The organism is Sinorhizobium fredii, assembly GCF_002944405.1.
In the GTDB taxonomy this organism is placed as follows: Bacteria; Pseudomonadota; Alphaproteobacteria; order Rhizobiales; family Rhizobiaceae; genus Sinorhizobium; species Sinorhizobium fredii_C.
Genome location: NZ_CP024309.1, coordinates 317049 through 342046, shown reverse-complemented (window position 1 = coordinate 342046; position 24998 = coordinate 317049). Strand labels below are relative to the sequence as shown.

Genomic DNA, 24998 nt, shown 5'->3' with positions numbered 1-24998 from the left:
ATGAGCCCGGTGAGGAAGTGATATGTCGATCGAGAATCCCACCCGTTCCATCGACCCTCTAGGAAGCGTGGCCAGCGTCACCACCGCCACAGTACTTGTGAAAGCGGCCGCTGACAAGGTCTGGAGGCCCTACACGGAACATCAGACGTTCGACGCTGAAGATACGGCCGAATTCGTGGTTGAGGATGGGCAGCAGCCTGGTATTGCTTCTGGCGAGGGTGAAGCTCTTTGTTGCGGCACATTCGGCGAGTTGCTGCAAGGCCAATTGCCGATCGGCTATCTTTCCCGTGAATCTCATTTCTTGATCACGATGCCCATCGCGGTGTTTGCGCGGGCCCACTTCATGCCGATTGCAGGCACACGATCTGTAACCGTTTATCCGCAACATAAGTTCAAAGCAAAACGACTGGCTGAGAACCTTGTGACTGCGCTCAGTGTCCCGGGAGGAACCCTCCTTTTGCAATCTGAGCTCCCTGAAGGAAAAGGCCTGGCGAGTTCGTCCGCAGATCTTGTTGCGACTGCACGGTCAATCGCCTCCTGCTTCAAGCGTAGGGTCCGGACATCGTTGATCGAGAAGCTAATGGCGGAGATCGAGCCATCCGATGGAGTGATGTACCCCGGCACGGTCGCATATCAACAGCGATCATGCAGCCTTCTCTCCTTCCTCGGGCAAATGCCGCCCCTTGCTATCGTCGGTATCGATGAAGGAGGAACGGTCGAGACAGTCGACTATGATCAACGGCGAGGGGAAGTCTCCGCTTATCAGAGAACGCAGTATCACGAATTGCTCGAGCGAGCGCGGGTTGCAATTCCGCAGGGCGACGTGGCTGCAGTAGGCGAAATAGCTACCGCAAGTGCGCTCCTGCATCAGAAACGGGTTCCGAAGAAGCATCTAGTTTCGACTCTAAAAGCATCCGAGGAGACCGGCGCGCTCGGAGTTATAGTGGCGCACAGCGGTACGATGATCGGAATAATGCTTGATCGGATGGCACCTGATTTCCCACGGAAGCTTCGGTCCGTAGTGGACCACGTAAGGCCTTTTGATAACTCGCCGAAAATATATCTGACTATGAGTTAACACTGATGACCAGTCGTATGAGAACCGTCCGAGAACACTTGCACCGAGAACACCTGCCATTCTCCAGCTATTCTGATGCCTATTCGCTACCGCGCATTATTCGGTGTGGGACAAATCTTTATCTTGCGCAATTCGCATTCATGAAGCTTCTGCCTGCGAAGTATATTCTCGAACAAGCGTTGAATCGGAGGACGTTGAAGCCCGACGCGAAAGTTTTGGAGACGTCGAGCGGGACCTTCGCCCTGGGATTGGCTGTAGTCTGCCGGGAAATCGGATTACAGCTCGAGATTTTTACAGACCCAGTGATGGATAGGGCACTGGAAACCAGGTTGAGATCCCTGGGCGCGGAAGTTTTCGTAGTGACTGAAAAAGCGAGGGAGGGTGGATATCAAAGGAGCCGTCTCGACGCATTGCACGCTAGAATGACACAGTTCGGCCACTCATGTTTCTGGCCTCGTCAATATGAAACACCTGACAATCCGGCAGCCTACAAGGATTTCGCCGACCAGATTTCGGAGATGCTCGGCGCCGCCGTGACGTTAGTGGGGTCTGTTGGATCAGGCGGCTCTACTTGCGGAACAATAGAGCGCCTCCGCCAAAAATCCCCGGCCGCCCGCCTGATCGGAGTGGACACGTTCAATAGCGTCATTTTTTGCCAACCGGACGGCGAAAGAAAACTGCGAGGATTAGGCAATAGTCTTGTCCCCAAGAATGTCAAGCATGAACTATATGACGAGGTGCATTTCATATCGGCATCGCTGGCATTTGCTGCAACGCGTGCCCTCCACCAGCGGCACGCCATTTTCGCCGGTCCAACCTCCGGGGCGAGCTACGTCGTTGGGCACTGGCGCGCTCGACAGTTTCCAAAGGAGACCGTGGTCGTCATATGTCCTGATGAAGGCCATCGCTATGTTGAAGCTGTCTACGATCACGAGGGGCTCAAGCAGAACGGATCTTCGGATCAGGGTATTCTTCTGGACGCTCCGGCTAGCGAGGAGCATCCCGTGACTGCTTTCCCGCCATGGAACAGATATTTTTGGAACCGGAGAAGTCGGGAAGCTGTCCTAAACGAGTTGGAGAGTTTCGATGAACCGAGGTAGTTTCCTCTTCGTGGAAAGCAACACGACAGGGACTGGCGAGCTATTGATGAAACGGGCAAGAGTCCTAGGCTTTGAACCTTATCTCGTGACGCGTAATCCTGCCCGCTATCCCTTTCTTGAGGGATCCGTCGCAAGAATAATAGAAGCTGAGACGCGTTATCCGGATGAAATCATTGGGGTCGCCGCAAAGCTAACACGTTTGGCAGGGACGTATTCGACGTCGGACTACTTTGTGGAAACAGCGTCAAGAGTCGCGAAGGCGATCGGGTTACCAGCAGCGCGTCCGGACGCCATAGCTACGTGCCGGAACAAATGGAAGCAAGTGACCGAGTTGCAGCGACAAGCAATTTCGGTTCCCGAAACTCGGCTGGCCACTTCCCTCAGAGACGTCGAGAACATTCTTGCCCAAGCTATCTTCCCTGTCGTCGTGAAGCCGGTCTCCGGAAGCGGCAGTAGCGGTGTAAGGCTTTGCGACAGTGCCGCAGCCGTTGTCAAGGCGTTTGAAAGTGCACACGACGTGCTGCTTGATCAAGTGGATTTGCGCAGCCCCGAGATCCTCATTCAGCAATTCGTAGAGGGTAAGGAATACTCTGCAGAAATGATTGCATACGATGGGACGCTACATTGCCTTGGAATTATCGCCAAGCACAAGGGGCCGCCTCCCTGTTTTGTAGAGGTGGGGCACGACTTCCCGGCCCCTCTTCCGCAGTCGTCCTTGGATGAACTGGCTTCTTTTGCCGCAGGCGCGGTATCGGCTCTAGGATTGGACTTCGGACCGGCTCATGTTGAGTTCGTGATATCGGACTCCGGCCCCGTCGTTATTGAGGTCAATCCCAGGCTGGCTGGAGGGATGATTCCAGTTATGCTCTCGCACGCCTTGGGCACATCAATCCCGGACATGGTGATCGAGCTTTATGGCGGTGAAGCGTTTGCACCCCCACGACCGAGTAAAAGGGCGGGAGCTATCCGTTTCCGAGTTGCTCACAAGTCCGGGAACCTAAAACGCTTGGGTTTTTCTCGAACTCCAGAGGCAACTGTGCCCGAAGCGGGTCTTCTGAAATCTGAGGGGGAGGAATTACAGATCAACGGCGACTTCAGAGACCGAGTAGCCTACGCAGTAGGCGTTGGCGATGAACTCGATACCGCTGTCACGGCAGCTGAACTGATGATCGATTCCATGATGATTAATATCGAAACGACTGCTGGCGAAGCAGACAACAAGCAAGTCGCCGGATCAAGTCAGGGCAAGTGGAACCTACATCCCGAAGCGATGAAGTTGCTTGCTCCGGCTATCGAAATCTCGCGTGACGGTCGCCTTCTGCGGTACCAGTCTATCGTAGACGAGGCACATCTGGTGATGCTCGCAGACCAGGGCTTGATCAGCCAAGCCGCCGCAGCCGGTCTACTCAAGCACATCTTGAACCTCCAGGACGAGGGCTTTCAATCTTTGGACGGCCGCAGTGCTCCGCGTGGTCTCTATCTGGCCTATGAGGCCGAACTTGCCGCCAGAGCAGGCCCGGAGAAGGCCGGTTGGCTACACCTTGCGAGGTCTCGAAACGACTTAAACGCGACCATTTCTATCCTGGCTCTTCGGGAAGCGGCGTGTTCCATGTCGGAACAAATAGGAATTGCACAAGATGTCCTGCTTCAGCGAGTCGAAGAAGCGTCGGGACTTATAGCTCCACTGTACAGTCAATACCAAATTGCACTTCCAGGATCGCCGGGACACTACCTGCTCGGGGTCTTCTTCGCTCTCGGGCGCGAACGCCAGCGGCTTCATAAACTTCTTCAAGAGGTCAGGAGTTGCCCCATGGGGGCCGGAGCCGGCGGTGGCACCAGCATGCCGATAGATCCAATGAAAACCGCTACGCTTCTGGGATTCGAACAGGCGTCGTTCAACTCTCTTGATGCGGTTGCGAGCCGAGATCTACATCTACAGGGCCTTTCACTCTTTGTTGGCGTGTCAATCTTGCTCAGTCGTTTGGCTCAGGACCTGCAGGTTTGGACGACGCGTGAGTTCGCCTTCATCGACGTTCCTCGCAATCTTGCCGGCGGTTCTTCCATGTTGCCTCAAAAGAGGAACCCATTTCTGCTTGAACACATTAAGGGATCAGCAAGCACAGTGCTCGGCGCCTACGTTTCCGCGGCAGCGGCTAGCTGCAAAGCGCCTTTCAGTAACTCGATCGAAGCAAGCAATTACGGCTGCTCCCCGCTCGACCTTGCGGAGGATGCCCTCAAACGGGCCATCACGCTTACATCGCTGATATTGAAGTTCATGTCCTTCAATGCGCCATCAATGCGGGAAAACCTGGAAGACGGCTTGGCAATGACAACCGTCGCCGCCGAACGAATGTCCTCGCGAGGGGTTCCATTTAGGGATGCCCACACACAAGTGGGGGAGATCGCAACGCGCCTTTCTCAAGATGGCTGCTCAGCAAACTGCCGAAGCGAGCTTGCCAGCCACCTAGCTGATGTGTTGCCGGCGACTCTTGAGGAGTGCAGGGACTCTTTGGAGTTCGGAGGCGGACCCAGCAATCGGTCGATCGATGTCCAGGTATCTTTGGCAAGAACGCTCTTTAGGGATGCGCAACTGAAATGCGTAAACATGCGGGAGGGCTGGGCACGTGCCGAGATGCAGCGCAGACAGAGGGTGAAAGAGCTCATAAATGAATATTCTGCTTGTTGACGATGTGGGATAGGTGTTGGGATTTCGTACGGGTCTGTGTGAACGAAGTGCCGCATTTTGCGTGTTTGGATCCCTGAGTTGAGCGTCGTCTGATTCGTGGTGGGCCGACCAATTTTGAGGGTTGGCATGGGGACGCAAACGACAGAAGATGAATTCGTCACCAGCCTCTTCGAGCTCTGGGAAAAGGAGCTGGGCAAGGTCTCGGGAAAATCCAAAACGGCCGAGGCGATCCGCTACTCGCTCACCCGGCGAGAGGGGCTGGAGCGCTTTCCGACTGACGGAGCATCGAGATCGACTCCAACATCGTCGAACGGGCGATCAGGCCCCAAACAATTACGAGAAAAAACAGTCTATTCGGCGGCAGCGAGGGCGGTGGACGAACCCGGGCGACGGTGGCCACCCTTACTGCAACCCTGCAAAATGAATGGCGTCGATCCGCTAGACTGTCTCTCGACGACCTTGACATGAAGTCCCGATCCTGCCGGCCGAAAAGACCGACGTCGAGAACGCGCCGAACCACCCGCGTCTTTGCCGCCGGGTCAGGAAGTCGGCGGCATGGGACCGCACCGATCGACGATCCCTCCTTCGTCGAGCCGATCCGCGCCCGCATGTTCGAATCCGACACCAAGATGGATATCTGGAACCTCCACTGGATGCGCAAAGGCCGGCGCGACGAACAGGGTGAGCCATGCGAAACAATCGTTCCCGCAGCGCTTCAAGCCCAATCCACGTGATCGATTGCACGCTGATCAATCCCCTCGACCCAATCACCTTCCGGATGGCCGGCGCGCGGAGCGAAGGTCAAGGGCGGCGGCCGGTTGTTCGGATGGCGATCATGCCTTCCGGGCGCTGCCCATCCGGAAAACTCCGGCCGGCGGCGAAGCCTTGCCCTGGACCGCAGCGAGCACGATGGCAGGCTCGCTGCGGTTCGAGAGACGGGCCGCCATTGCGTAATGCGAGCGATCATGGCGTTGCCGATCACGCTCGTGCTGACTTTCTCTTTTGGTGGTCCAGTGCCGGCCGATCCGCCGTCGAGTGATGGGCTCGCGGACCACGCATTCATCTCGGTCGCGTACGATCCGTATGCCGAGTTCATCGCCGCAGCCGCCAAACGCTTCGCCATTCCGGAGCATTGGATACGCGCCGTCATGCGGGTCGAAAGCCGCAATGATCCGTCCGCGATTTTATCGAAAGGCGTGATGGGCCTGATGCAGATCATGCCGGCGACGTGGGCCGAGTTGTGCATTCGCCATCAGCTTGGCGATGACGCTATTGATCCCCCCGACAACATTCTGGCCGGCGCTGCCCACCTTGCCGAACTGCACGACCTTTACGGCTCGCCGGGTTTTCTCGCCGCTTACAATGCCGGACCAGGCCGCTCCGAAAAGCACCTCGTCACGGGCAATCCGCTGCCCGTGAGACGATCGACTACATGGCAAAACTCGTGCCGATGATTGACGCGGAAGCTGCGCCAGTCGCGCGCTCTCGGCGCAATGAACGGACCGATGCGCCGTTGTTTTTTGTGCAGCGACCCGATGTGCATCAAGCGAAAGACGCGTCGGCGGGCAGGCGGTCGAAACGCTCGGGGAACACGACAGCGATCGTCGATCTCGGCTCTCGCACCGGCTTCCGAAGGCCTCTTCGTCCGCCGAGTACCCGATGAGGAGCGGCAGCGATGAGTAGTGTTGCTCTTGGTGCTGCGGCGGTCCGGATCGTAACTCGTGCGGCAGAGGGTGAGGGAGCCGACGAGGCAACCGGGTGTGGCAAGATAAAAGCCTCGCACATCGCGACTCGGACGGTCGGTTGTTTTGAATGGCCTTTTAGGTCAATTGCGCACATCGTCCGCGCGAACCACGATGTGCAGGCATCCAAATTTTTGTTGTCGTTCAACGAAGATCAGACATCGCGCCGGATATGCTGATGCGCGGCGACGATGATTTCCAAGTCCGGCCCGGATGCATCCGATCCTCCCGGAGTCAGAGGGCGCGGCCCTACACCGCCCAGGCGCTCGCTGCCGTGGATAAGGTCGGCGGGCGTGTCTCCCGCTCCTCAGCAGGGGCCTTGTTGCCAGCGTCCGCGCCAATCGGCTGATCACCAGTCGCACGCGGCTTTGCATGGTTAAGGCGCGCGTCGTGCGCAACAAGGGACAGTGCGCGCCTCTCGCGCGACACCTCGATTACCCGTGATGGCGAAAAGGCGCGCCTGTTCGGGCCCGAGAGTGATGATGTTGATGCCAAGGCGTTCGCCGGCCGCTCAGACGACGACCGCCACACCAGTTCCGCTTCATCGTCTCGCCGGAAGATGCAGCCGATATGGAGGACCTCCAACGCTTGAACCGCGAGCTGATGGCGCAGGCGGAGAAGGATCTCGGGATGAGGCTCGACTGGGTCGGCGTCGATCACTTGGAACACCGACAATCCGCATGTCCATGTCATTGGCGTGGGCGCGCCGACGACGGCCAGGACCTCGTCATCGACCGAGACTATATCCGGTCCGGTTTTCGTGTTCCCGATATCGAGGCGGCGGGCGACAGCGCGCCGGGCTCGATTGTCGAACTGCGTTCCTTCGAGGACGCGAAGGGCGCCCGCCGTGTCGCCTTGGCCGTTCGTTCCGCTCTCTCGCTTGAGGCGCAGATCAAGGCTGATGGCGCGACTTGGCTCGATCGCAAGCTCATTGCCCGCGACCCGGTCGAGCTCGGTGGAGGTTTCGGGATCGATGTCAGCCATCTCTCCGAACACCCGTCAGTTAAGTCCCCGGGGCTATACACACTGACGCGGGATCACTTCCAGCGTCTCGGTGACGTGTTACCCAGCTTCGCCAGTTTGGCCGATCCGCAGCACGGGCAGTTCGCTGGCGCGGCAATGACGACGCGTTCGCGCGGCAGATGCTCGGGGAAAGGCTTGCGTGATGGAAAGCTTGGTCGATTTCGTCTGTCAGGACCTCCAAGTGCCGGTAGGCGCAACTCCATTAGACATTGGAGCTGAGGCGTTTCTACTCGGTTATTGCTGCTGAGGTTACATCGAATGATCGAATGACTTCCTGGGTGCAGTGCTTCATTGACGATGGTCTTGGCGTGGCGGCTTTAGAAAAGGCCGTCGACCTCATCGCGGGCATTCACTGAATCGATCGGGGAGAGAGGCACGATCGTCAGCCGCCGATTGTATGGGTTGAACTTCGTTGTCCAGCCATTGGCAAGGTGCCCAGAAGCGGCAGTGTCCGTCGGCGAATTGGCGCCCGCTGATGTAAACGAGGACGTGCCCCTTGTGACGCCGGGTCGAGCGCAAACGGGCGCTCTGCTCGTGCGGCGAAGCGATCATGATGTTCCTCAACGACAGCATCAGTCCTGCGTTCGAACGCGGGTAGGATCAGAGCTGCCCAGACGTCAACTACCCGAGAGCGGGTCTGCCTTTCGCGATTTTCAAAAGCTTTCCTCGACAATTGTTGCGTTTCAAATCGCATCCTTTGGTGTCATGTACATTTCAGCGGCGGCTACCGTCCGACGAAAATTCCTTTCTCACATGCGTTATTCTTTAATTGTCGTTGGATGGGCTTTCATCGGCAGCAAGTTCCTGTTGGACCGTACAACAGTCCGAGAGAGATAGTTGTTGCAACGAATGGCGAAGAGGGCTGCGCACTATCGTGCCGGTTTCCCAGTGCGCGCAGCTAGATGTTGTCACTAAGGAGGAGTGAAAAATGGCAATGCCAAGAGGGCCGCAGGCGTTCCCGCGGAGTGAATATTTGAAGCGTCTGTCCGCCGTCAAGGTGGAAATGGAGCGGCATGACGTTGACGCTCTTGTGGTCAATTCAACCGCTAACATAACTTATCTGTCCGGCTACACATCCAAGACTGGCTGGCAGCCGCAAGCCCTTATTGTTTCTTCAATAGACGAAGAGCCGAGCTTCATCACTTGCCGTAAAGATGCCCCTGCAGCGATCCATCAGATGTTTATCGAACGCGGTCGCATTTTCGCCTACCCGGAAGCTCTCCTTGCCGATCCTGACAAGGATGGCTGGGATACGGTGATCGATCTCCTTTTGGACAGTGGCTTCGGACGGAAATGCATTGGAATCGAGGCAAGGCTGTTCCCCGCCCAAACTCTCGAGAAATTAAAGGCAAGGTTGCCGGAAGCCAAGATCGTAGATTTTCGCAACAGGGTTGATTGGATCAGAGGCGTCAAATCGGATCTAGAGATTTCCTACATGCGTGAATCTGCGGCCATAACTGACGCAGGCATGCTGCGTGCCAAAGAATTGATCCGTCCGGGCGTTGCCGAGGCTGAAGCTGCGGCGGAAATCACCTCGACGCTGATACGTGGCGCGAACGGGAAGGCGGGCACGGATCTAACCCACTTCTTTCTGTGCGCCAGCCCGAGAACGTCCACCTGCCACATCCAGTGGGCCGAGGACGTCTTCCGGCAAGGTTCGCAGATCAACCTTACGATCGGCGGGGTTCGTCATGGCTATGTTTCGCCCCTGGCGCGCACATTCTCGATCGGCAAGCCGTCCGCGCGTCTACGCCGTGTGCATGATGCGCACATCGCAGGAATGGACGCCGCACTAAGCGCAATCCGTCCAGGTGTGACCTGCGGTGATGTCGCTGCCGCCTTCAGCACCACCCTTCACAAGTACGGCATCGAGAAGGAGTCGCGATGTGGCTACGCGGTGGGAATTGAATGGGTCGAGCCGACGGCCAGTCTCAAGGTGGGCGATGCTACCATCTTGCAGCCGAATATGACTTTCGATTTGATGCTCGGCAACTGGATCAATGAAGATCTCGGCTATGTAATCAGCGAGATTTTTCGTGTTACCAAAACCGGCGTTGAAACATTCAGTGCTCTTCCTCGGGAGATATTCGAGATCTAATCCCAGCGAGGATGCGCTGGAGACCGGGCGACCAAAATAACATCACAGGGGCTCAAAAAAAGCTGAAACAAGAACGCATCGAAATGCGAACCTACTCATCAGTAACGCATATCATGACCGATGAGCCGAAATCATTCCTTAACAACATTCGTAACAAAGGAGCGTCATCGATGACGTCGCATGCCAGACTTGTGCTTGGAATTCTTGAGCTTGATGAAGGTCTGATGCCGGATAGCCCGTTCAATGTTCAGCGGGAAGGCGCACTTCAAAATCCAGAGACTTTTAGCGTACCAATCTTAACCGAGCTTGTGGATGGCGCACTAGCGGATACTGTCATTCGCGGTGATCCGTCACTTGAGGGCGCTTGCGTTGCAGCGGCTCAGCGCTTAGTAGCCCGAGGCGCCAATGTGATTTCCGCCGACTGTGGCTTCTTCATTCGGCATCAGGCAGCGGTCTCCGCAGCAGTCAATGTGCCCGTGGCGATGTCAAGCCTTCTCCTTATTCCGACTTTGCTCCGTCAGCTATCACCAGCTCAAAAGCTTGCGGTGATTACGGCAGACTCAAGGCATTGCAGTGAAGATTTGTTTGGTATCGAAAATCCAGCGGACCGAGCGAGAGTAGTTGTCGGCGGGATCGAAGGCGGCAAATACGTACGCGACGCGTTGTCACGTCCGCTGGTTCTAACCAGCATTGATCAGATTGAGCAGGAGGTCGGAGCTTGCGTCGCGCAACTACGCGCCAAGCATCCTGAGATAGGGATGTTGCTCTTCGAATGCACAGGGTTCCCATGTGTTACGAAGGCTCTCCGCCACAAAACAGGTTTACCCATCTACGACATCACAGATCTTTGCCGACTGACTCTTGCCTCCACTGGCAGCCTTGCTTTGCAGTAGGGCACGATCTTACTATTAGACCGCTACCAATGGAGCAATGGAGGCGAAATGTCACGCAGCCATTGCGCTGCTTGATGCCCCTACATCGTGTTTGTCGTCAAACGATTTCATCTGAGGAGATCTTGGAAATGCGTCCGTCGCGATCCGCCTCAAGCTATTAGATTACTCCCAGGTCTCTGCCAACCTCCACAAAAGTCTCAACTGCGCGATCGATATCGGCCAACGAATGCAATGCATATCGGAGCGCTATGTAGCCCGCGCGGAAAGATGGGTTTGTTCCATCCGGAGGGAGGCATCTATGTCGGAACACAGGGCCGACCGTTGCTGTGCTAAATGCTCATTGTTCTTGTCGATGAAATGCAAAAACTCTGCGTCATACATACTTACGTACCTGAACTGGCTGGCAATCGTTTCTGAAAGCACCGGAATTGACGATAAATCCACTATGATGCGTGGCCCCAACCGAACCAGTGCGTTTTGAAGAGTGTTTTTGTAGTCATCATTGACATCGGCGGTCGCTATTACTACCATCGACCGAGGCTCAGGTACGGATCCAATCTCCGCTGGACGCATGAACGAGATTTTTCTGTCTGTGTAGGAGCGGAGACGCTTGCGTAGGTTTTTGGGATTTCGCGTTACGACTATCGTTGAACGGAACCTCTCTCCCACACCACTCCTGAGAAACTCGCGACCCAGCATACCCGCCCCGATCATGTAAAAGCAGTCGGGTGCCTCTCCAGACTGAAATCGGTCAGCTATGATTTCTCGAACGATTTGATCGTAGTTGAACGATGCAACGAACCGCTGCCGCTCGCGCGAGGCGCGACCTACGTCAATTGCCAATCGTGCGATCTGATAAATCGCAAGTGTTGGATCAAGAAGTTCAATAGCTTTCGTGAGTTGCTCGCTGATGTAATTCTCACCAAGGATCTGGGAATGAGCGCCGGACGCAATTTCTGCGAGGCGCTGCGCAATAGCGACAGTACCTTTGACGAATTTGCATGAAAAATCCGCAAACACCGGGCTATTAAGACTTCTAAGCGCGGACTCCTCACTATATGCCTCAACTCGTAAGCAAGTTGCGATAAGCAGAATTCCCCTTTTAGTGAGGTCGGCCGCAAGTGGCTTAATCTTCGCCGAATGATGCGCCATTTCCAAAGGCGAGGTCATTTGGTAATCAACATATTTGCCAAGAAGCTTGTTCAATGTTCCCTCCTAAACTCAATGAACCTAAGCAGTCTTTGACGCGGAGCGCCCTTGAGATCTCACACTTCATCGAGAGTTCGTTCAGATGCGGAGGATGTCCCGCGTCGCCTGCTCAGATTGATAATCAGATTGCATACGCAACCATCCGCACGCCGCGCTAGTGTCCCTTCCATATCTATTCCATATCCGACGAAGGTTCAGGCGGCGATGACCCCTTGCGGGGAAGTGGTGTGATCGACCAATCGATTAGGTCGATGGCACGTTGAAGTATGGTCTCGGTCTGAGTGCGGTCGGGCGACGCGGCGATGACATGTCCGATCATGTCTCGGTAATCACCTTTCCGCACAATCGGAGTGCCGGGTTCAACGTAAAATTTGACTTCGACGACACTCGGTACGGTTGCCGCCCGCCCGTCGCCTTCGATCCGACCAAGCATGCCATCGCGATCAGCAACTAAGAATCGGGCGGCCGATATGCTCAAACACTTTGGGCGCAGGTTGCTTTCGTCGCCAATGACAAGCTTGATGTGCTCGTTGATGATATCGACGCCGTAAGCGAGCTGAACCAACTGAGGAGTGGTCCAACCCGGAAGACGCGCATTGACTTCCACTACGACTGGGCCACGGTTCGTCCAGCGGAATTCAATATTCGCTGGCCCCCAGCCGAGACCTAGAGCTCGCAAGCAACTCAGCGAAACATCAGCAATACGCCCTTGCTCCTCTTCAGTTAGGGGGGCGGGAAACATGCTCATGCAAGGGATGAAATGCGGTGGGCGGTTAAAGTCGGCAGCACCGAAGGCAATGACCGCATATCCGATAGTAGTAGCTTCATAGAATGGGCCTTGTACAAACTCTTCGACCAGTATCTTCGGCGAAGACCGCCATTCGTACGCCCCTCCCAACAGATATGTTGTATGCTCGGCTAACTCATCTACATCGCGGCACAACCGGACGCCGCTGCTGCCGCTGCCCTCAACTGGCTTAAGAATCACCGGCAGTCCGATCTGCGCGGCGGAGCTTTCCACCTCCATCGCATTTTCTGCCAGTTGGTAAGCGGGCACTGGAACGCCGGCCTGCGCGAGGGACTGACGTTGGGTAAATTTGTCGCTGCATCTTTCAATCGACGTCGGGTCCGGCCCCGGCAAATAGAAATGCCGGCAGAGCTTGGCAACTTTCAAATAGAGCGACTCATCGAGGGCCGTAAAACCAGTGATGCCAGCAATATCATACGTCGCAAGCAGCCGACAGCATACGCGCACCAGTGCATCGAAGTTGTGGGTGTCGACCTGGATGGCCTCAATGCTTTCCGCCGCAAGATAGTCGTACTGAGTTGGATCAGCCGCCAGGGTGATTGGGTGAAGTCCAAGACGCTGGGCCGCTTGAACGTATAGCAGACCGTTAGTCCTTGAACCTTCAACCAAGATAAGTGCTCTTCTTGCCATTGGCTGTTGACCTTTCCTTGCGTTGCGGTCGTTCGAGCGTAATACGGCATCAGCTTCTCTCATTCGGGCATACAAGTTTTCTACAGTTCCCCGGCCGGCACGGATACTACGCTGGCTGGTAGTTGACGATCTACACGTGGCCCCTGAAAGCCTCCTGCCATGTCAAGCGCCTTCAATGTCTCACGTAGGCTGAATAGCGTCTTGCAGGTGGTTCGCCTCAAAAATCGGAAAGTGCTTTGTTTTCAGGAATCCCAGGGGCACGACTTATCGGAGGGTGCGGGAAAGGGTTCCCGGGGGCTCAATTTCCGTGGCCCTTCTAGTGGTTTTCTTGGTCCGCGCCAAAGCTTGCCGGGAGGTCGACCACGGCACTTCCAGAAACGCGCAATCGCATAGCACAGAGATAGCTCTGCCTGGGCTTCGATCACATCTGCGACCGGAATTCCTCGCTCACTAGGATAGTCGACGAATTCATGTATACGCGCAGTAATTTCTGATCACAACCGGACTACATCGTTGGCTGGTCAGTACGGTTTCGAGCTCAGTGAGCGGTCCGCGTTCGGATCATCAATTACTCCTCTGCTCACACTTTCCGGTGCTCAACCGCTTCCACCGCGAAGTGTGGCGGGTCTGGCGGCTGGTCAAACGGCGGCCACAAAAGCCGGCGCATGGGCTAACAATGTGCATTCGAGAAGAACCGCAGCAATCTCTGGGTTAGAATTCAGGAGGCGGCTTACACAGTTGGTTACATCAGCCTCAATCTCGGCAACGGTGGTCGGCCGCGCAGGACGGCGCATTTCGTTCTGCCACATTATGCCCCCCTCTACACCACCGACTACAACTCTAGATCGATTAAAATCAGCATGGATGCCTAGGAGATCGTGGGTGCAATGCTTCGAATCGGCAGTGACGACCGCAAGTTTCCCGTTGGCGGGTATAAGACTTAGTAAGGTCGGCACCAAAAGCAGACATGACATCGCGACGGGAACGTTAACCGCGGCGGCCGAACTTCAAGTTATGATTTGCGCGTTGCAATGTTCGCCAACTTTGAACGCGGTCACCCGCGCTCGGCGCAACGTGATGCCTTCTGGTCCCTGCTAGCGGGAGCCCTGGCCACAATGGGCGAACCCCTTCCGTTCGGCCATGGCGATCATTATCCTGGCGGTCCGCCCAAATCCTACAATTCGGCCCTTTCAGTTACCGCCTAGCCGCGAACCGGCCAAACTGTTCTTCATCAATGGGAGCTTGTCGAGCAAGATGTCTCGGCTGTGCCGCCACGTGTTCTGCACTGCAGGGCTGCTATCTCGCGCGGCTGTTTTTAAACCATCAACTCCACAGCGTGCATCGCCTAACTGCGTGACATCTCCGTTTGCACAAAACGGTGCGATGCGAAAATTTCTTCGCGCCGTGTCGAGCGGGTGCTGGCTCCGACGCCCGCGCGGTTACGATAGGACCCGCCCGAACGCCTCCCAACTCCGTTGCAGCAGGCATTACATATTAAAGTTGCGATTGTCATTGGAATTTCATCACAATGGGTTTTTGCGGCACATGTTTCAAAAGCTAAGTCGTTTTGAAAGAAACGCCTGTCGGGAACCATCTAGATTACCTCCGCGGCGAATTCGAGCAAGTTTTCGATGGCGCAGCGGCCGTATCTCGGCCGCAGAAAAAGGGGCAACCGGTTGCTATGGGGATAAGACAGCAATCCGACCTAGAAGGAGTGGTCACGTGCGCGGGGTTCGCCCGTACGGAAGGTACATCAACTAGAAAAGCCTGCGAAGGCTAGCAACAGAGAGGAACTATTGTGAAGAAGAACCTAGCTCGGTGGCTTATCGCTGCAAGTGTTTTGCTTGTAATGTCTGCGTCTTCCGCCTTTGCCGGTCCTCTTAAGGATCGTATCAAAGAAGGAAAACCTATACGACTTGGCTTCTACGTTGCCCAACCTGGATCCTACCTTTCGGACGACGGGAAGCCGGTTGGCACAAACAACGTCATCGCGCTCGGAATTCTAAAGAAAATGGGTTACACAAACATCGAGTCCGAGACGATGGATTGGGGTAGTCTGGTCCCCGCACTACAGGCAGGCCGCGTAGATATAATCACTGCCGGTATGTATGTGACGAGCAAGCGGTGTGAAACCATCGGATTTTCCGATCCAACTACCGTAATATACAATTCCGTGCTGGTGAAAAAAGGAAATCCCAAGGGACTGGAGAATTATCAAGACATTGCCAAGAAGGACGCTATCCTCGCGGTCATTTCCGGTTACGCTACGATCGAGCAAGCGAAGCGCGCAGGAATTCCTGAACAGCGCTTGATGGTATTCCCTGGTCCAACCCAGGCGATCGCAGCACTAAAGGCCGGGCGTGTGGATGCTTATGTCGATGCCGAAGATGGCGTCAACCAAATGGCCAAGGAGTCCAACGGCGAACTCGAGGCTACTAATCCAGCAAGCATGCCAGATAGGAATTATGTCGCCTTTGGCTTCCGTCAAAACGATGAAGACTTCATCGCCGCGTTCAATCGTGCAAGTGCGGATTACATCGGGACGCCTGAAATGCTGAAAGACGCCAAGGCATATGGGTATGAAGATAGGATGCTCCCCGGCAAGATAACTTCGAAAGAGATTTGCAAACAGTCTTGAAGCAGTCCGCCTGTTCACGAAAGCGGGGGTTGGCGCCCGCTTCAGTTTCTCATATGTGCTGAGCTACCATGACCTATTGGGAATTCCTCGAACAATATTGGCCGAACCTGCTTGCAGGGACTACCGTCACCATAGAGCAGTTCCTGATCGCCTCCCTCCTTATGATAATGATTTCCATATTGTTCGGACTCATGAGGCTCTCTAGCTCTTTGCTAGTAAGAGGGCTGGCCAGCGCTTACATCGAGCTTTTCCGTGGAACTTCACTGCTGGTGCAACTGTACTGGATGTACTTTGTTTTACCGGTTTTCGGATTACCACTCGACAAATTCACCGCGGGCTATATCGCAGTAGCGATGAATGTTGGCGCTTATGGCGCTGAATTGGTGCGCGGTGGCATCTTGTCTGTGCCACGCGGTCAGTGGGAAGCAGCATATGCCCTTTCGATGTCGTCAGCCAAACGCATGTGTCGCATCATTTTGCCGCAAGCAATGGTGATCATGCTTCCGGCATGGGGCAACATGTTTATAGACACGTTGAAAGGAACTGCCCTGGCCTCGCTCCTTGGCGTAGCCGATTTGATGTTTCAAGTGAATAACATCAACCAGATGAGGTATCTATCCGCGCAGGCGTTCGGCACCGCTCTCCTCATATACTACGCGCTGGCGCGCCTCCTGCTTACGCCGGGTCTCAGATGCATCGAGGCGAGGGTTCGCAGAAAGCTCTCGAGGACTTAACATGGAACTTTACTGGCGCTGGGACTTCTTTTGGAAAGTTTTCCCGTCTCTGATAGAGGGCACACTGTACACGCTTGCTGCGGCCGCGGCAGGCTACGCAGTGGCCATTGTCCTCGGGCTAGTTTTGGCGTTACTTCAGAGAACAAACATCAAACTTCTGACTTTCATGGTTCGGGAGGGCATCGAGTTTATTCGTTCAACGCCTCTTCTGCTGCAGATCTTCTTTGTATACTTCGTCGCGCCACAAATTGGCATAGAACTGTCGCCGTGGATGTCGGGTATGATCACTTTAGGGATCTACTACTCCTCATACATGTCGGAAGTTTATCGTGGGGGGCTCGAAGCAGTGCCGGCCGGACAGTGGGAAGCATGCACCGCCCTCAGTTTTTCTACGCGCGACACTTATGTGCGAATAATCATTCCTCAAGCCATACCGCCAGCTCTAGCTGGAATGGGTAACTTGCTTTTGGGTATATTCAAAGATACTCCGATGCTGTCCGTTATAGGAGTGGCAGAACTTATGCACAATGCGAACGCGATCGGGGCAGAGTACTATCGGTTTCTTGAGCCGTACACAACTGTTGGACTTATATTCTTGGTCATTTCGCTTCCAACGGCGGGTTTAATAAGAGTGATTGAGAGCTGGACCAGGCGGCAATTGGGGATTTACTGATGATGAAGTATGCCGACTATCCGTTAAGGTTAGATGGACCGGGGAAACCTATGGTGCGTTTCGCGCACGTAAACAAAAGCTACGGTACGCTCACCGTTCTCGATGAACTTAATCTTGACGTCGCCGAAGGCGAGGTCGTCTCCATCATCGGGCCGTCGGGTTCAGGAAAGACGACCGTCCTTCGGATGCTGATGACATTGGAGACAATTAATGGTGGCGTGATATATGTCGACGGCCGACCGTTGACACATATGCCGCGCAACGGCTCGCTCGTTCCCGCAGATCAACGATACCTCAGGAAAATGCGTACAAGCATTGGCATGTGCTTTCAGCATTTTAACCTCTTCCCTCACATGACTGCAATACAAAACTGCATGGAAGGTCCGGTACAGGTGTTGGGTCTTCCGAAAAAGGAAGCTCGTGAACGAGCTGAAGAGTTGCTGAGTATGGTCGGCATGATCGATAAAAAGGACCAGCATCCGGCGAGACTATCAGGTGGTCAACAGCAACGCGTCGCCATAGCACGCGCTCTTGCCATGCGACCAAAGGTGATGTTGTTCGACGAGGTCACGTCGGCTTTGGACCCAGAGGTGATTGGTGAGGTCACTAACGTCATTAAAAAAATCGTAGCAGATTTCAAGCTTACGATGCTTATGGTGACTCACCAAATGGGGTTCGCCAGAGATATTTCAGACCGAGTCTGCTTCTTTGTTGGCGGAACGATCGAAGAACAGGGCGCTCCAGAAAGTTTTTTTGGTAACCCCCAGCGGGAGCGAACGCAAAAATTTCTGTCTGCTGTAAAAGAGGCGGACTGACCATTCTAGTTGACGTGGGGCACATGTCGCCGGGTCAGATGCGCATGCCGGATATGGGGTAGGAATTCGAATTCAGTGAGAAGCAGTATCTTTAGCGGACTCGTTCACAGGGGGCGGCCCCTCGTTCCGCTCACTTGCGACGACGCGTGAACTGTCGTGGGGCATATTCATTTGATCGAGTGGGTGCAGTGGACGCGCCTGCTGCCACGGAAACTGATCCAAGCGATAAGAAGTCAAACCTGGTGCGTCCACTGTTGCCACCCGACCTAAGCTTGTCCCGGACCTTACCCCCTCTGATCGCATTCTGCGCGTGCGCATTTCGAGGAGCGGGCCAGCCATCGTGGTATCGTTGCAAGAGTCAGCATCGGTAGAAAGGTCGCGGCGAGAACAGGGTTGAACAAACCGTCTAAGATCTGCATTGTTGCTTGGAATGCACGTTTAGCCGTGGCCGATTGGTCTTCGGTGAGCGCGACGAACACCCCACCTTTCCTTTTGTGATTGCGGCAGCGAGATAAGCTCCTTCATCGACGGGAGTGGAACGGGATGGTTGGAGATCGCGCTGATGCCATGCTTGAAGTCATAGATGAAGGCATGCATGAAGCCAGGCATGAGGGAAAGTATCGTCGGATCGAGGTGATCACCGGTCGGCGCCAGCGGCGGAATTGGACGGACGAAGAGAAGGCGCGGATCCTTGCCGAAAGCGCAGAACCCGATGTGAACATCTCGGCCGTCGCCCGGCGCTGGGGCGTCAATCGCGGCTTGCTGAATGTCTGGCGCCGCGAAGCCGGGCTGACCTCTCGACGATCCGCGCAAGCCGGCGCACAGCAGGCCATGTTCGTGCCGGTGACAGTGGTTGGAGAACGAACGCCTCCCCAGAGCGCGTCGTCGGATTCCGGTCGAATTGAGATCGAGATTGCTGGCGCGCGGATGACCGTGTTCGGCTCAGTGGCGCCCGAGTTGGCTCAGGCGATCGTGGCGGCTTTGCGAGGGCGCCGGTGATCGGACTTTCGCCGAATGGCGTGAAGATCTTGGTGGCGACGCAGCCCGTCGACTTCCGGCGTGGGATGAATGGGCTTGTGGCCCTGGTGGCGTCAGCGCTTGCGGCCGATCCCTACTGTGGCGATGTGTTCGTGTTCCGCGCCAAGCGTCTCGATCGCCTTCGCTGCATTTATTGGGATGGATCAGGCATGATCCTGGCAACGAAATGGCTGGAGGCGGGCAAGTTCGTTTGGCCGCCGATCCGCGATGGCGCGATGCAGATGAGTAGCCAGGAGTTCGCGCTTTTGCTGGCCGGTATTGACTGGACGCGCGTCAAACGAAACGCGGTGAGGAGGCCCTCAAAAGCAGGCTGATCCTATTGGATTTGCTTGCAGATTCAGGCTTGTGTGCTAGGGTCTGCCATGCCGCTTCGACCCACCCCCTTGCCTCAGGATGCCGCGCAATTGAGCCGGATCATTCTCTCGCTCGATGCAGAGAATGCCGATCTCAAAGCGCGCGTTGCCTTCCTGGAGCGGCAGCTCTTTTTTGCCGAAAGCCGCAGCGCTCGCGAGATCGAGGGGCAATTGTCGTCGTTTGCCGGCGTGCTTCAGGTCGATGGATACCAAGCCTCTAAAACTTTGGCCAAGCGCCGGGGGAAGAGCAATGTCGCCCCGATGCGACTGGCCTTCTGCCTTGCCCATGCCCGACGCAAGTTCGTCGAAGTCGTCAAGATGACCGGGTCTGCTGAGGCCCCGTCGATCCTTGCCAGGATTGCCGAGATCTATCGTATCGAAGCGAGACTGCGCGGTGAAAGCGCCGATACCCGGCTGGTGGTCCGACGTCGCGAGGCAGCGCCCGTCATGAGCGAACTCAAGGCCCAACTCACCGAACTGGGCGAAGAGGTGTCGTCGAAATCGGCGCTTGGCAAGGCCGTCTCCTACGCGCTCAACCACTGGAGCGGGTTGGCAGTCTTCCTGGAGGATGGCCGGATCGAAGTGGACTCCAATGTGGTCGAGCGTTCGATGAAATCGGTGGCTCTGACGCGGAAGAACTCGTTGTTCGTGGGCAACGAACGCGGCGGCAAGTCCTTCGCGGTCCTGGCATCGCTCGTCAACACAGCGAAGCTGAACGGCGTGGATCCTGAAAAATGGCTTGCCGATGTGCTGGAACGCATCATCTCCGGCAAAGTGAAGGCCGACCGGATGGAAAGCCTCTTGCCGTGGACTTGGAAGGCGGAACGCGAGGACATTGCAGATCGGGAGCGACGGGCGGCATGACACAGAACAGCCAAGCGACGACGACACGACCGAAGCTCGATGACGAGGCGTTCGAAGCCTTCATCAGGGCGCGTCGTCCCGTGTCGCCGATCTGGTCGATGAGCGGTCTCGATGGCTATCTCACGGCGCTCGTCATCGGCCCGAGATTTATCGACCCACGTCAGTGGATCCCGGAGCTGATTGGCCCAGAGGCCCTGAACCTGCCAATGGAAACAACCGAGCATCGGGCCGTGCAGACCATCGTTGCGGAATACAACCGGATATCGGCAAGCCTCGCCGAAACGCCGAAAGACCATCGGCCCAGGTTCACCAAGATCGATGATCAGACCTTTGATCCATTCGATTGGGACCTGTGCTTTCTGCTCGGCACAAGGTACGCGCCCAAGCTTTGGCAGCCCGTCCTTCGAGGTCATGCCGCCACTGGCGATATCGTCGCGCCCATCCGCAAGCTCGGCGAGGCAAAACGGAAAGCGACCCGCCAGGATGCTGCTGAGGTCGCCGAAGCACTCGTCAATATCCGAACCTATTTTATGCCGAAGCGGGCGAAGCAGAAGTTCTGAGAAAAAGCGCTATTGCCGTTCCGTCAACGCCGAAAGCAGTGGGCTGTTCGTCGCGCTCACGGTCTTCGTGGGGGTTGGTCAGATATCCTGACAAGAAATCCAGGTGCTCAACCGTGCTTTCTTTCACATGAGCATGAAGGTCGAAAGCTGCCGATATGGGGGCATCGTCGCCAACAACCTTTCTCAGTTGCTCAATCAATACCCCTTCTGGATCGGCAAAGGCCTGGGTGACCATTCCCCCCATGCAACGGAAGAAAGAATTATGGCGTCAAAATCGCCTTTCTGCTGCAGCGACCATGATGTCGCAAACTTCGTTAAAACAGCATCCTCGACAGGTCCTCCTGATTGAGCTCGAAATAGCGTCGGGACGATCAGCTCAACGCCTGCTTCGTACGCAGAATCAACTACGCCTCCGAATGTGGAGTTTGCACCTCGATTGCGCTCGACGGCGTCGTGACCTTCGATGATCGTAAAGCGTTGGCGATCGGTGAGGATGGGGTTGAAGCTATGAGATTCTTGAGCAATACCGCCTGTGAGGTAAGCGGCAAGCCGAGGCCGTTCAGCCGGCGTAAGTTCCACGGCATGAGCGCTTCGATTTCGCTGCTCGGCCAGCCAATGCGCTCGAGCGCTTGCGTGAGCGAGGCGAGCGGATCCACGTTGTTCATTTTTGCCGTCTGCAGCAGTGTCGCGATGGTCGCCCAGCTTCTGCCGCCGCCGTCGCTGCCGGCAAAGAGCGAGTTCTTGCGTGTGATTGCCTGGGGCCGGATTGCTCGCTCGACGATGTTGGAGTCGAGCTCGATGCGGCCGTCGGTCAGGAAGCGCTCGAAGATGGCGCGCCGCGAGATGGGATAGCGGATCGCCTCGGCAAGCTTCGATTTGCCGGAGATCCGCGGCAGGGTCTTCTGCCAGAGGCCGAAGAGCTCGGCGACGATCGCGGCGGAGGTTTGCTGACGCACCGCGACACGCGCCTCAGGGCTTTGCCCGCGCACGGTCTCCTCGACCTGCCAGAGCTTCGCCATCCGCTCGGCCGTCGCCGTTGCGATCTTCGAGCTTTCCGCGACATGCAGCTCATAGAACTTGCGCCGACTGTGTGACCAGCAGCCAGCCAATGTGACGCCGTCATTGCCGCCATCGGAGCGGACCAGCTTGTTATAGGCGGCATAGCCGGTGGAGTGGACGCCCCCCGACGGCATCAATTGTGCCAGAATGCGGGTGTGCTTAGGACCTGCAAGGAGGACGTCCATGAATGAGATTAGCATCATCGGCTTGGATCTGGCAAAGAACGTGTTCCAGATTCACGGCGCTGGCCCCGACGGAAGAGTTGCTCTGCGCAAGAAGTTGAACCGCGGAAGATTGCTTGCGTTCTTTGCCAACCTTCCCATTTGTGTCGTCGCAATGGAAGCCTGCGCCAGCGCCCATTATTGGGGCGGGAGATCGGCAAGCTGGGCCATGAGATCAGGCTGATTAACCCGTCCTACGTGAAGCCCTTCGTTCCAATTACCAACATTCTGCATACGGTTTTCGTTTTGCGACGATCGCATATCCTTGGCATCCCCTGTTCGGGAGAAAGGTGCAGATCTCGCCTTATCGGCGCGGCAAGAGGCTGATGTCGATCTATACGGACGAGCGGCCGGATCTTTCACGTGAGTTGCCGAACTGGATGTTCGATGAGAGCTATTGCGGCGCGACCAGCTCGTCCTACAGCTGGAGCGTCAAAATCCTCAGGTTCCGGTCAAGAATGTCAAAGGGTTGGTGGAAGCGCTGGCGGAACTTCTGCTGGAAGCTTTGGAGGTGAACAGGACGGCGAAGACGGGAGGCGCAGATGAACACAAAGATCACGTCTGACCATCTCGGCCGCGCCGCGGTAGTCTATGTCCGTCAGTCAACTATGGCGCAAGTGACAGGCAATCTCGAGAGCCAGCGCCGGCAGTATGATCTGGCTGCAGCCGCCGCAGCAGCCGGCTTTGCATCCGTAACCGTAATCGATGACGACCTGGGCCGCTCTGGCTCAGACAGCATGGAACGCAGATTTTGGAGGCGGTGTCGGACCGGCCGTCGAGGCCGCGATCTTCGCCTCGGATCAGGTCGAGCGGTCTCAAAGAGATATCATCGCAGCAGTTGAGCGGGACCTTGAGGGCGCCCGCCGCGAGGCGTTGCTGGCCAGTCGCAGGTATGAGCTTGTTGATCCGGCCAAGCGGCATCTTGCACGCGAACTGGAGGCTCGATGGAATGATGCCTTGGAGCGTGTAGGCGTGCTTGAGCGCAAGATCAAGGAACTGACCGGGCTGTCAGCAGCGCGACCAGTCATCGATCATGGCCGGCTCCTGCAGCTTGCCCAGGATATGCCTGCGGATTCCGACGTGAAGCCGGCCGGCATTCCGATCAATTACCGGCCACCGTTCCGATTTGAAGCCGGCCACGATTCCGATCAATTGTCGGCCAGTTTCCGGCTCTGACGATACCCCCTGGGTCAGCAACTTTGGCATCAAGCCTCCCGGTACACGAGGAGAGTTTGATGCCGGCGAAGAGAAGGCTGACCATGAGACAATTACGACAGATGCTCCGGCTTGCCGGAAGTGGAACAAGCAGCCGCGAGATCGCGGTGATGCTCGGTGTTGCGCGCAGCACCATGCAGGATAATCTGAAGCGGGCGGCCATGGCGGGGCTGACCTGGCCACTGCCGGGAGAACTGACCGACGACGCGCTCGAGCATCGGCTTTTCGCTCGCGCCGGGGTCAAACAGGGCCAGCGGCGACGCCAAGAGCCTGTTTGGGCCGAGCTCTCCATCGAGTTGAAGAAGCCGGGCGTCACGCTACTTATCCTCTGGGAGGAATACCGCAGCGTCCACCCCGACGGGTACGGCTATAGTCGCTTCTGCGAACTGTCCGCGGCTTCGAGCAGCGTCTTTCGCCAACGATGCGCCAGGAGCACGCGGCCGGCGACAAGGCCTTCGTGGACTATTCCGCCAAAAGGGTGCCGATCGTCGATCGCAAGACCGGCGAGGTTCGCGAGGCGGAACTGTTCGTCGGTGTGCTCGGCGCGTCGAGCTACACGTTCGCCGAGGCCACCTGGACCCAGACGCTCCCGGACTGGATCGGCTCGCATGTGCGCATGTTCGCCTTCTTCGGCGGCGTGCCCCGGCTGATCGTGCCCGATAACCTGAAGTCTGGCGTCAACCGGGCCAGCTTCCATGATCCCGAGATCAACCGCAGCTACGGGATGATGGCGTCTCACTACGGCGTCGGCGTTCTGCCGGCGCGACCGCGACGACCGAAGGACAAGGCCAAGGTCGAGAACGCCGTGCGCTTCGCCCAGAGCTGCATTCTCGGCCGCCTGCGCAAGCAGACCTTCTTCTCGCTCGCCGAGGCCAATGCCGCAATCGCCGAGATGCTCGCGCGCATCAACGATCATGTCATGCGACGGCTTGGCGTCAGCCGCCGGCATCTCTTCGAAACGGTCGAACGCCCAGCACTCGCAAGCCTGCCCGCCGAGGACTATGAGTTCGCCGAATGGCGCTTGGCACGGGTCTCGACGGATTACCATGTCGAGTTCAAGAGCTTCTTCTATTCCGTCCCGCACGGCCTCATCCGCCAGCAGGTCGATATCCGCGCCACTGCCCGGATGATCGAGATATTCCACCGTGGCAAGCGCGTCGCCGCGCATCAGCGCCGCTATGGGGCCCGCGTTTTGGGACGGACCCCGTGCACATGCCGAGCGCGCATCGGCGCTACGCCGAGTGGACGCCGGATCGCTTCCGGCGTTGGGCTGCGTCCATCGGAGGGGCTGATCACCGCAATCCTCGCCAGCCGGCCGCATCCCGAACAGGGCTTCAGAACATGCCTCGGCATCCTGCGCCTCTATCGCGAGATTCCTCGTGATCGCGCCGAGGCCGTGTCGGCACGCGCCGTCGAGATCGGCGGCCTGACCTGCAAGACCATCACTGCGCTCATCGCCACACACAAGTCCAACAGGCATTCCACCGAACCCGCCGCCGTCATGGAACACGCAAACCTGCGCGGCCCCGGCTACTTTCATTGAGGAGACAAGATCCCACCA

General features: G+C 56.6%; 20 protein-coding genes and 6 pseudogenes. 20 read left to right on the top strand and 6 right to left on the bottom strand.

Translation table 11 applies throughout. The features are described 5' to 3' along the window. Positions 1-22 precede the first annotated feature (22 nt). The 9 genes and pseudogenes from NXT3_RS22835 to NXT3_RS32125 all read left to right on the top strand — a co-directional run bounded on the left by NXT3_RS22835 (position 23) and on the right by NXT3_RS32125 (position 10620). Complete coding sequence (locus tag NXT3_RS22835) at positions 23-1078, top strand: GHMP family kinase ATP-binding protein (RefSeq protein ID WP_104840557.1); 1056 nt, start codon at positions 23-25, stop codon at positions 1076-1078. Between the two features lie 5 nt (positions 1079-1083). Continuing rightward, positions 1084-2178, top strand: coding sequence for a cysteine synthase family protein (locus tag NXT3_RS22830; RefSeq protein ID WP_234828179.1), 1095 nt, complete (start codon positions 1084-1086; stop codon positions 2176-2178). Next, a complete protein-coding gene (locus NXT3_RS22825) occupies positions 2165-4864 on the top strand; it encodes a lyase family protein (protein ID WP_104840556.1) in 2700 nt (899 codons plus the stop codon). Before NXT3_RS22830 ends, NXT3_RS22825 begins: the two co-directional genes overlap by 14 nt. A gap of 156 nt (positions 4865-5020) precedes the next feature. Continuing rightward, positions 5021-5326: pseudogene (locus NXT3_RS22820) on the top strand (IS66 family transposase); the annotation flags it as partial. A 2-nt stretch (positions 5327-5328) separates the two neighbouring features. Beyond that, positions 5329-5598: a DUF736 family protein gene (locus tag NXT3_RS33150; protein WP_337442178.1), complete on the top strand. Its 270-nt coding sequence runs from the start codon at positions 5329-5331 to the stop codon at positions 5596-5598. A gap of 231 nt (positions 5599-5829) precedes the next feature. Continuing rightward, entirely contained in the window at positions 5830-6318 is a 489-nt protein-coding gene (locus tag NXT3_RS33360) for a lytic transglycosylase domain-containing protein (RefSeq protein ID WP_423828003.1), read from the top strand. Between the two features lie 466 nt (positions 6319-6784). Further along, positions 6785-7584 (top strand): annotated as a pseudogene (locus NXT3_RS22805) (DUF3363 domain-containing protein); the annotation flags it as partial. 973 nt (positions 7585-8557) lie between these two features. After that, complete coding sequence (locus NXT3_RS22800; protein ID WP_104840534.1) at positions 8558-9727, top strand: M24 family metallopeptidase; 1170 nt, start codon at positions 8558-8560, stop codon at positions 9725-9727. A gap of 170 nt (positions 9728-9897) precedes the next feature. Beyond that, positions 9898-10620: an aspartate/glutamate racemase family protein gene (locus NXT3_RS32125; protein ID WP_199773396.1), complete on the top strand. Its 723-nt coding sequence runs from the start codon at positions 9898-9900 to the stop codon at positions 10618-10620. 246 nt (positions 10621-10866) lie between these two features. Here the strand turns inward: NXT3_RS32125 and NXT3_RS22790 are convergent, their stop codons facing one another. The 3 genes from NXT3_RS22790 to NXT3_RS31820 all read right to left on the bottom strand — a co-directional run bounded on the left by NXT3_RS22790 (position 10867) and on the right by NXT3_RS31820 (position 14076). Beyond that, the gene (locus NXT3_RS22790; RefSeq protein WP_104840555.1) at positions 10867-11826 is read right to left on the bottom strand and encodes a hypothetical protein; all 960 of its coding nucleotides are present in this window, start codon (positions 11824-11826) and stop codon (positions 10867-10869) included. A gap of 175 nt (positions 11827-12001) precedes the next feature. Beyond that, on the bottom strand, positions 12002-13267 hold the full coding sequence (locus NXT3_RS22785; RefSeq protein WP_104840554.1) for an ATP-grasp domain-containing protein: 1266 nt from the start codon (positions 13265-13267) through the stop codon (positions 12002-12004). A 638-nt stretch (positions 13268-13905) separates the two neighbouring features. Then, positions 13906-14076 carry a hypothetical protein gene (locus NXT3_RS31820; RefSeq protein WP_158665404.1) on the bottom strand — a complete coding sequence of 57 codons (171 nt, stop codon included), beginning with the start codon at positions 14074-14076 and terminating at the stop codon, positions 13906-13908. Positions 14077-15065: 989 nt separating this feature from the next. On the opposite strand from NXT3_RS31820, the gene NXT3_RS22780 reads away from it, so the two are divergent. From NXT3_RS22780 to NXT3_RS22745, 8 genes and pseudogenes are all read left to right on the top strand, one after another. Next, positions 15066-15905, top strand: coding sequence for a transporter substrate-binding domain-containing protein (locus NXT3_RS22780; RefSeq protein ID WP_158665403.1), 840 nt, complete (start codon positions 15066-15068; stop codon positions 15903-15905). Between the two features lie 68 nt (positions 15906-15973). Then, positions 15974-16639, top strand: coding sequence for an ectoine/hydroxyectoine ABC transporter permease subunit EhuC (gene ehuC / locus NXT3_RS22775; protein WP_104840552.1), 666 nt, complete (start codon positions 15974-15976; stop codon positions 16637-16639). Between the two features lies 1 nt (position 16640). Beyond that, positions 16641-17312, top strand: coding sequence for an ectoine/hydroxyectoine ABC transporter permease subunit EhuD (gene ehuD, locus NXT3_RS22770; protein ID WP_104840551.1), 672 nt, complete (start codon positions 16641-16643; stop codon positions 17310-17312). After that, the gene (gene ehuA, locus NXT3_RS22765) at positions 17312-18127 is read left to right on the top strand and encodes an ectoine/hydroxyectoine ABC transporter ATP-binding protein EhuA (RefSeq protein ID WP_104840550.1); all 816 of its coding nucleotides are present in this window, start codon (positions 17312-17314) and stop codon (positions 18125-18127) included. Before ehuD ends, ehuA begins: the two co-directional genes overlap by 1 nt. 543 nt (positions 18128-18670) lie before the next feature. Further along, positions 18671-19126, top strand: coding sequence for an IS66-like element accessory protein TnpA (gene tnpA, locus NXT3_RS22760; RefSeq protein WP_104840549.1), 456 nt, complete (start codon positions 18671-18673; stop codon positions 19124-19126). Further along, entirely contained in the window at positions 19123-19479 is a 357-nt protein-coding gene (gene tnpB / locus NXT3_RS22755) for an IS66 family insertion sequence element accessory protein TnpB (RefSeq protein ID WP_104840548.1), read from the top strand. Before tnpA ends, tnpB begins: the two co-directional genes overlap by 4 nt. Before the next feature lie 171 nt (positions 19480-19650). Further along, positions 19651-20382: pseudogene (gene tnpC, locus NXT3_RS22750) on the top strand (IS66 family transposase); the annotation flags it as partial. Next, positions 20379-20942: a YecA/YgfB family protein gene (locus NXT3_RS22745; RefSeq protein ID WP_104840547.1), complete on the top strand. Its 564-nt coding sequence runs from the start codon at positions 20379-20381 to the stop codon at positions 20940-20942. The pseudogene tnpC (NXT3_RS22750) and the gene NXT3_RS22745, both read left to right, overlap by 4 nt. Here NXT3_RS22745 and NXT3_RS32985 read toward each other — a convergent pair. The 3 genes and pseudogenes from NXT3_RS32985 to tnpC (NXT3_RS22735) all read right to left on the bottom strand — a co-directional run. After that, positions 20911-21177 carry a M81 family metallopeptidase gene (locus NXT3_RS32985; RefSeq protein WP_158665402.1) on the bottom strand — a complete coding sequence of 89 codons (267 nt, stop codon included), beginning with the start codon at positions 21175-21177 and terminating at the stop codon, positions 20911-20913. The two genes, NXT3_RS22745 and NXT3_RS32985, sit on opposite strands and share 32 nt — an antisense overlap. Next, complete coding sequence (locus NXT3_RS33355) at positions 21138-21521, bottom strand: M81 family metallopeptidase (protein WP_158665401.1); 384 nt, start codon at positions 21519-21521, stop codon at positions 21138-21140. The genes NXT3_RS32985 and NXT3_RS33355 overlap by 40 nt, the downstream gene beginning before the upstream one ends. Continuing rightward, positions 21515-22186, bottom strand: a pseudogene (gene tnpC / locus NXT3_RS22735) (IS66 family transposase); the annotation flags it as partial. The pseudogene tnpC (NXT3_RS22735) and the gene NXT3_RS33355, both read right to left, overlap by 7 nt. Here tnpC (NXT3_RS22735) and NXT3_RS22730 point away from each other — a divergent pair. From NXT3_RS22730 to istA, 3 genes and pseudogenes are all read left to right on the top strand, one after another. Continuing rightward, positions 22185-22435: pseudogene (locus NXT3_RS22730) on the top strand (IS110 family transposase); the annotation flags it as partial. The pseudogenes tnpC (NXT3_RS22735) and NXT3_RS22730 overlap by 2 nt on opposite strands. 492 nt (positions 22436-22927) lie before the next feature. Then, on the top strand, positions 22928-23398 hold the full coding sequence (locus tag NXT3_RS22715; RefSeq protein ID WP_234828178.1) for a hypothetical protein: 471 nt from the start codon (positions 22928-22930) through the stop codon (positions 23396-23398). A gap of 83 nt (positions 23399-23481) precedes the next feature. Continuing rightward, positions 23482-24980 (top strand): annotated as a pseudogene (gene istA, locus NXT3_RS22705) (IS21 family transposase). Positions 24981-24998 lie beyond the last annotated feature (18 nt).